The sequence below is a fragment of the Cerasibacillus quisquiliarum genome (assembly GCF_014202495.1).
Taxonomy (GTDB): Bacteria; Bacillota; Bacilli; order Bacillales; family Amphibacillaceae; genus Cerasibacillus; species Cerasibacillus quisquiliarum.
In genome coordinates, this window is sequence record NZ_JACHHA010000015.1 from 50797 (window position 1) to 57496 (window position 6700).

A 6700-nucleotide genomic window follows, 5' to 3' on the forward strand; every position below is an offset into this window, starting at 1 on the left:
CCCTTTCCGAAGCAGGATTTGAATGAAAGGAAGGTATAATGTATTTTTATAAATATTATAGTTGTTACAAAGTTTAGCAACGGCTGGTGCATCTGTTTTTTGAAACAATCTTAGGATGAGTCTGTTAGTCGTTATTGTTTTATTTTTATCATCATAAATCATACAAAATCCTCCCTAACTAGTCATATACACTTCATTTTCAATATATCAATTTGCTCGTGTTGATCATCGGAAACGGTTTCGACATAAGTCCATCCTCTTTTTCGATAATAGTCTGATGCATATTCCGTTCTTAAATAAAGCGTACGAAACCCTAATTCTTTAACGATATCGATTGTTTTATCTACCAACTTTTGACCAACACCCTTACCACGATGCACAGGTTTCACGTATAAGGATGCTAGCCAAGGTTTATACGTTTCTCTTATTTTTAAATCATTTTCAAAAATCGACACCGTTCCTAAACACTCCCCATTTTCCAATGCAATGACTGTAATAGGAAATGCATGCCGCTTCGTATTTGAAAAATATTTCACTACATCTTCATATGTCATATTACTACCTGTTTTTTCTACAAATTCCTTATAAATCATTTCAGCAACTTCTTTTATCTTATTTGGATGGTTTAATAAATAATCAATGTACATAGCGAGCACCTCGTCATTTTCTAGAGACATCTTGTGTAAGCTTCTCAATCATTTGTACTAAGTCATAGCTAGAAAACACATGCTATTCCTTCCCACAATCATAACAACGTCTATCGCTATCGTGATCTCCGTACATACGGAGTTCCCTCTTTTGTCCACAAACACGACAATAGTCAAAATCAATTTGTGGGAGGATTCCTGATTCCGCTAATGGAACCCATTCTCTTTCATATAATTTTTTACTCATGCCGTAGTCAATAAAAATAAGTTTTCCTTCCTCATTCAAGCCATAATTGCTACTATCCTTTAGGTCAAAACTATCAAAATCTTTATCTAATAAATCTAAGACTTCTTCATATCGATTCGGTAGGAGATTTGCATGTTGTGTAGTATTGATCTCGAATGATTGATTATCTATTAATTCTAAAGGATGGTAGTACTTTTGAATAGAAAACTTCTTATCTACATAGTATGTCTCTGCAAACAACTCATGTAATCCATTTTCATTCATTACATTGTATATTTTTAATTCATTTTGCGATTGTTTATGACCAATGGGATGTAAATGTAATTTAATCACATAATGAGAGAATTTGAATGCTTTTCTTGTAGAGCCAATTCCTATAAAATTGTCTTTGATGCAATATTTACGCCAATTTTCAATGATATCTTTATACATTTTTTCACCTGAATTCCTTATTTATTAATTCAGTCTCTGTTAGTTTCTAACAACATCAATTCCTATTACACAATAAAAATTTTATACTTTTTATTGTATAACACCGCGTAAAATATTATTGGATATCTACTGTAAAATTTGACATCATATCTCCTCCTCTTCATTGCATAACGACGTTCATAATTATTTCGAAAATGATAGAACATACTATGATCCATATGATTTGAATACGCACAAAACAACGCTGTACGCTATGAAAGTTTATTTTCGCTATCCGTTTAGCCACTTTTAAATTGAATGGCACAAAATACAGAGAAAATAGAAGCCCTCCTGAAAGCGAAATTGAAAAATGAACTATAGCAGAATTTGTTGTCAAACCTGCTACTGCCAGACCGACTGTAAAAACAGGAAAACCAGCCCATATGAAAAAAGTTAAAACTAATAAGACAGATGCCATGATCACTAACATAAAGTTGTTCTTAAGCACGTGTAAATAATTCTGTATATAATCATTCACTATAATTCCCTCTTTTATATAGTTATTCAGTAATATAGGTTGCGCGATTTTGGCTCGGGGTTGCGCTACTTTGAAAATAAAGTGGTTTTTGGTGGTGACTATTTAAGAATACTGGAACAATCACTTGTGTCGTAGCTCAAAAATATATTATGTTCTCTTGCTTAACTACTTTTATTTCAAGGTGAAATTTTCAGTCATAAAAATCAATATGAAATTCAAAGAGGGATGAAATACAGTCCTTTATTAGCGTTTTACTGCTCGGTTGGATCACGCAATTGCTCGATCTTGACCTGGCACCGCTCGATCTTGACCTGGCACCGCTCAATCTTGACCTGGCACCGCTCGATTTTGACCTGGCACCGCTCGATTTTGACCTGGCACCGCTCGATTTTGTGGCATCACTGCTCGATTTCGGCTCGTCACCGCTCGATTCTCTAATCGAACCATATAAAGACACTATAGCAACTTTGACATGTAATACTCATCCACAAATTCTCCATCAATAAATAGTGAATCTCTTTTTGTTCCCTCGATTTCAAAACCTTGTTTTTTGTATAATGCTAAACCCGCTTCATTCTTTGTAACAACCGTTAACTCTAACCTGTGAATATTGTTATTAGAAGCCCATCTATCTAATTCGTTAAACAATTTTGTTCCAATTCCTTTACCGCGATAATCATTTAAAATCCCAACTACGATATAAGCGGCATGCTTATTTCTTCGTGCATTTCCTCCTCTTGCTAATAAGAACCCAACGAGTTCATTTGCATTTTCAGCAACTAGAATAGTAGAGTTTTCACTACTTTTAATCCCTTTAATCATTTTTAATTGATCTTTAGTTTGAATATTCCTCTCTCCTGGCTCCCAGAGCATATATGTTGAATATTTTTCAACTTGTTGAATGAGATTTGCTAATCTATCTGCATCTGATAATTTTACCTCTCTAATGATCATTAGATTTCCTCTCCCAGCGTTACTTTATGTTAATGTATAAAAACCAAATCCTACGAAGGAGAACTTCTATTCAAAAAATTCCATATATGATTTTTCCTGTTTGTAGTAATCAAGTCTATCTTGCAAAGTACCCGTATGAAATTCAAATTTATGGCCGTCAGGATCTGTAAAATAAACCGATTTCTTATCCCTTGCATCTCTTTTACGTCCTGGCAATATGTTTACATATTTAATTCCTTTAATCTATCATATATCTCATCAAATTCTGTTTCGTCTACTGAAAAAGCAATATGTGTATATGATTGACTTATTTCGTTACGTGGAATGTCCTTCTCAAGATTGAGAGCAAGCCACATTCCATTCAAGTCGAAGTAGGCAGTGTTTCTTCCTTTTACCAATAATTTAGCGCCGAATATTTTTTGATAAAAATCAATGGAACGTCCTAAATCAGAAACGGAAAATAACAAATGATTGATACCCTTTATTGACATGTTTATCACCTTAAGGTTAGTTTAGTGTTTTGGCAACTCATCATCCGGAATTTTCTTATAATAAAGATTATAACAGAAAACATATATATTTCACTGGAAATTCAGTCAATTATATGTAAATTAATACTTAAAAAAGAAAAATGAAAATAACAAAAATCATAAAGAGAGTGGATTCATTGAGATGATAGATTTATCCACCTATTATTCTGAGAAGACTTGTTATTAAGTAATTATTTTTTTTATAATATGGATAAAAAGGGAGGAATGATGCATGATGAATCCACTTAGATTCCGTTTTTATCTCGAAGTTTTGGCTATTTCAATGGGGATTGTGCTTATTGTTTGTGTCATTCCAATCCAAGCGTTTATAAAAGGGGAAGTAAGAGCGTTAACGGTATTTTGTGGGACAATTCTCTGGTTCACTATTTTCCTCTATAACGAAACATTTCATATTCTTATCGAGAAATGGTTTAAACGATGATTTGCATATTTAAGGAGAGTCTTCATACCATTTAGAGCATTTTAACAACAAATTCCCTTTAGAACTATTTAGATAAGATTGATCCAGCTTCTCCTTTTGTACAATATTCTGATAACCGTAATTAACTTATCCTTTTCATTAACAACATAAAATACAATATCCACTATTCATTTCCGAATGCCTTTATGAACTAATCTATTATCAGTAACCAAAGCACTCCTTAACGGCATATCAGCTAAGGTATTAATCCTTTTAGCAAGCTTTTCATACGTTTCAATACTCATGACAGCTAAATCTTTATGTCCATTTTTAGTTATATAAACTGACTTATCATATTCGCTACAAAGATCTAGTATTTCTCTATATTTATGTCTTAAATCTGAACTTGATTTTATTAATTGTATAATTAATACTTCCTAATCTAATGTATCATGATCATGATATGCATTACTTTTTACACTTAATCGTTTCTTACCTGCATGCATTAGGAGTTAAGTCACCAAAGCGGCTCTTCTTCATTAGAAAGTTTAATCAAATACGGATAAATTCCCAAAACAATAACAATCAAAGGGATCATAAGAACAATAACATTCCACCAAGGAAGGTTTAACAATAAATTAATAGGTACAGCGATTAATGGGATGATACTTATCATGGAGGTTCTTTTTCTAGATGCTGCTGATTCATATTGTTTTTTTCCACTGTTTTTTTCCACAATATGGACATTTTAATCTAAACAATGATTTAACGGTTTGCTTCCATGTCCATTCACTCTTACAGTTATGACAAGTAGGCATTTAAATCACTTCCTTTAATTTATTTGAAAACATTTAATAGATTGATTATATAACTATATATTAGCATAATTTTCTCAATTTACATAGGGCACTGCGGAGTTACCAAGGCCTCTCAGCTAATTTTACATAAATTGAACGGATTAATCTAATCATGAAAAAATCTTGGGTTCCTATTAATAAGAATCCAAGATCAATTTTAAGCTGACTACTAAAACCAATCATACTAATGAATATTACGTTTTTTAAAGTTTCCGCCTCTCACTTCTGCCACATCATATACTGCTACAAAGGCTTGATTATCTATTTCATAAATAATCTCTTTCATTTTACTATCTTCTAAACGGTTAATGACACATGTAATTTCTTTGAACTGTTCATTTGAATAACCGCCTTCAACTAAGTTATACGTTGCGCTTCGTCCAAGGCGATCACGTATCGTTTCAACCATTAATTCAGGTTTATTCGTAATAATTTTAAAGGTCTTGGAACCACTTAAACCTTCTTCAACGGTTTGAATGACCTTAGAAGCAATAAAGTAGGCGATTCCCGATAAGAAAGCTCCGCGAAGACCAAATACAGTGGAGACAACAATGAAGACAAATAAATTTAGAAATAAAATGAAGTCACTTGTCCCAAAAGGTAATTTTCGTGAAAGGAGTACGGCTAACATATCAATCCCATCTAATGCACCACCATTACGTAATGCTAACCCCATCCCAAATCCAATAACAATACCACCAATAACAGTAACTAACAACGTATCTCCTTCAATAATGGTTGGGATATGGCGCATAATGCTCGTCCCAAATGCAAGTGAAGCAATCCCAATAATGGAATTGATTGCAAAGCTTTTCCCAATTTGTTTATAACCTAAAAAGATGAACGGTATATTTAATAGCGCAATTAAAATTCCTAAAGGCAGTCCCGTTAATTGTGATCCAACGATACTTAAACCTGTCACACCACCATCTGATACATTGTTCGGAATGAGTATCGCTTCTAATCCGTATGCTGTAATAAATGCTCCAATCATAATTAGTATTGCCCGCAAAATCTTCTTCAGCATAATCATGATATTTTGTTTCGTTAAACTCATACCTTGTCCTCTTTCCAAATTTTATTTCATTAGGAAATCAACCATTCATTCTCTTTCAGCATGGATACATCATCATTGTTTGTAGGAGCCATTGTGTAAATAACTTGCCATTGGATAGTTACTTTGCATTAGAAATTCCTTACTAATATAATGAAACCAATTACTGTTAACTATGTATGATTGTTTCTTAATAAAATAATTATAAGTGAAATGAGGATGGGAACACAATCGAGACATATTCTTACAATATCAGGGAGTCATGTTTTTATAAATAAAATGAATATGAAAACATTTTGAACTTAATGATTGCTTTTGGTATGTTAATAGCGTTTCTCTATATCAGACAAAAATAAAAAATCCCTCATATGCTCGTAAAGCGTATTGAGGGATTACTATTCTTTAAATGCCTTCCCCTCTTGATGGGGTTGGTCTATTGTAACTGTTCCATGTGACAGCATGGGACGGTTTTAATTAAAATATGCTTACTTAGACTAGATCCAAGCCATTTAAATTTATTTTTTAAATCAAACACATTCAAAAATTACTTTGCGTTCATATAATAGATTAGATTATCGGTCCATCCACCAAATTCATATATAAATTTTTCTCCTATGCATTCAAATTTCATACCGACACTTTCGGCTAAATGAATGGATGCGGTATTATCTAAGTTTATATGAGCCTCAATGCGGTGGAAGTGGAGGCTTTTAAAGGCGATATGAAGTGCCTCTTTTACTGCCTCTTTGCCATAACCCTGTCTCCAAAATTGGTTATGAAGTCTGTATCCTATAGCTCCCCATTGGAATTCGTCTCTCATAATTGTTGAGAAATCTACATAGCCAATATTTTTATTATCTTTTTTGCGAAGGCTCTGTTAAAGTTAGTTGTTGATAATTGATTTTAAAGAACGAATGTTCTGTAATTGAACTAACTACATTAGGGTTGGTGATGATTGTGAGAGCGACTGAAATCCTTAAAGCCATTCAAAAACTAAATCCCGCAGAGAAGCACAGATTGCGTGAATATTTAATTGATGCA

The 6700-nt window shown here is 32.9% G+C and carries 7 protein-coding genes and 2 pseudogenes; 1 reads left to right on the top strand and 8 read right to left on the bottom strand.

Translation table 11 applies throughout. From position 1 onward, the window contains the following. Window positions 1-182: 182 nt before the first annotated feature. From HNQ35_RS12515 to fosM, 5 genes and pseudogenes are all read right to left on the bottom strand, one after another. On the bottom strand, window positions 183-647 hold the full coding sequence (locus HNQ35_RS12515) for a GNAT family N-acetyltransferase (protein WP_146938470.1): 465 nt from the start codon (window positions 645-647) through the stop codon (window positions 183-185). 82 nt (window positions 648-729) lie between these two features. Then, on the bottom strand, window positions 730-1326 hold the full coding sequence (locus HNQ35_RS12520) for a protein kinase (protein ID WP_146938469.1): 597 nt from the start codon (window positions 1324-1326) through the stop codon (window positions 730-732). Window positions 1327-2164: 838 nt separating this feature from the next. Then, the gene (locus tag HNQ35_RS14325) at window positions 2165-2290 is read right to left on the bottom strand and encodes a hypothetical protein (RefSeq protein ID WP_260173535.1); all 126 of its coding nucleotides are present in this window, start codon (window positions 2288-2290) and stop codon (window positions 2165-2167) included. Window positions 2291-2299: 9 nt separating this feature from the next. Continuing rightward, on the bottom strand, window positions 2300-2797 hold the full coding sequence (locus HNQ35_RS12525) for a GNAT family N-acetyltransferase (protein ID WP_146938467.1): 498 nt from the start codon (window positions 2795-2797) through the stop codon (window positions 2300-2302). A 66-nt stretch (window positions 2798-2863) separates the two neighbouring features. Next, a pseudogene (gene fosM, locus HNQ35_RS12530) lies at window positions 2864-3288 on the bottom strand (FosM family fosfomycin resistance protein). A gap of 271 nt (window positions 3289-3559) precedes the next feature. Between fosM and HNQ35_RS12535 the strand changes: the two are divergent. Continuing rightward, a complete protein-coding gene (locus tag HNQ35_RS12535) occupies window positions 3560-3769 on the top strand; it encodes a hypothetical protein (protein WP_146938466.1) in 210 nt (69 codons plus the stop codon). A 167-nt stretch (window positions 3770-3936) separates the two neighbouring features. Here the strand turns inward: HNQ35_RS12535 and HNQ35_RS12540 are convergent, their stop codons facing one another. The 3 genes and pseudogenes from HNQ35_RS12540 to HNQ35_RS12550 all read right to left on the bottom strand — a co-directional run. Beyond that, complete coding sequence (locus tag HNQ35_RS12540; protein WP_311737141.1) at window positions 3937-4176, bottom strand: type II toxin-antitoxin system Phd/YefM family antitoxin; 240 nt, start codon at window positions 4174-4176, stop codon at window positions 3937-3939. Window positions 4177-4789: 613 nt separating this feature from the next. Beyond that, window positions 4790-5662: a YitT family protein gene (locus HNQ35_RS12545; RefSeq protein WP_146938465.1), complete on the bottom strand. Its 873-nt coding sequence runs from the start codon at window positions 5660-5662 to the stop codon at window positions 4790-4792. A 541-nt stretch (window positions 5663-6203) separates the two neighbouring features. Beyond that, window positions 6204-6527: pseudogene (locus HNQ35_RS12550) on the bottom strand (GNAT family N-acetyltransferase); the annotation flags it as partial. Between the last annotated feature and the right edge of the window lie 173 nt (window positions 6528-6700).

Coding starts and splice junctions, on each gene's coding strand:
- HNQ35_RS12545 (WP_146938465.1), bottom strand. CDS start 5,662: ATGAGTTTAACGAAACAAAATATCATGATTATGCTGAAGAAGATTTTG.
- HNQ35_RS14325 (WP_260173535.1), bottom strand. CDS start 2,290: ATGGTTCGATTAGAGAATCGAGCGGTGACGAGCCGAAATCGAGCAGTG.
- HNQ35_RS12525 (WP_146938467.1), bottom strand. CDS start 2,797: ATGATCATTAGAGAGGTAAAATTATCAGATGCAGATAGATTAGCAAAT.
- HNQ35_RS12515 (WP_146938470.1), bottom strand. CDS start 647: ATGTACATTGATTATTTATTAAACCATCCAAATAAGATAAAAGAAGTT.
- HNQ35_RS12520 (WP_146938469.1), bottom strand. CDS start 1,326: ATGTATAAAGATATCATTGAAAATTGGCGTAAATATTGCATCAAAGAC.
- HNQ35_RS12535 (WP_146938466.1), top strand. CDS start 3,560: ATGATGAATCCACTTAGATTCCGTTTTTATCTCGAAGTTTTGGCTATT.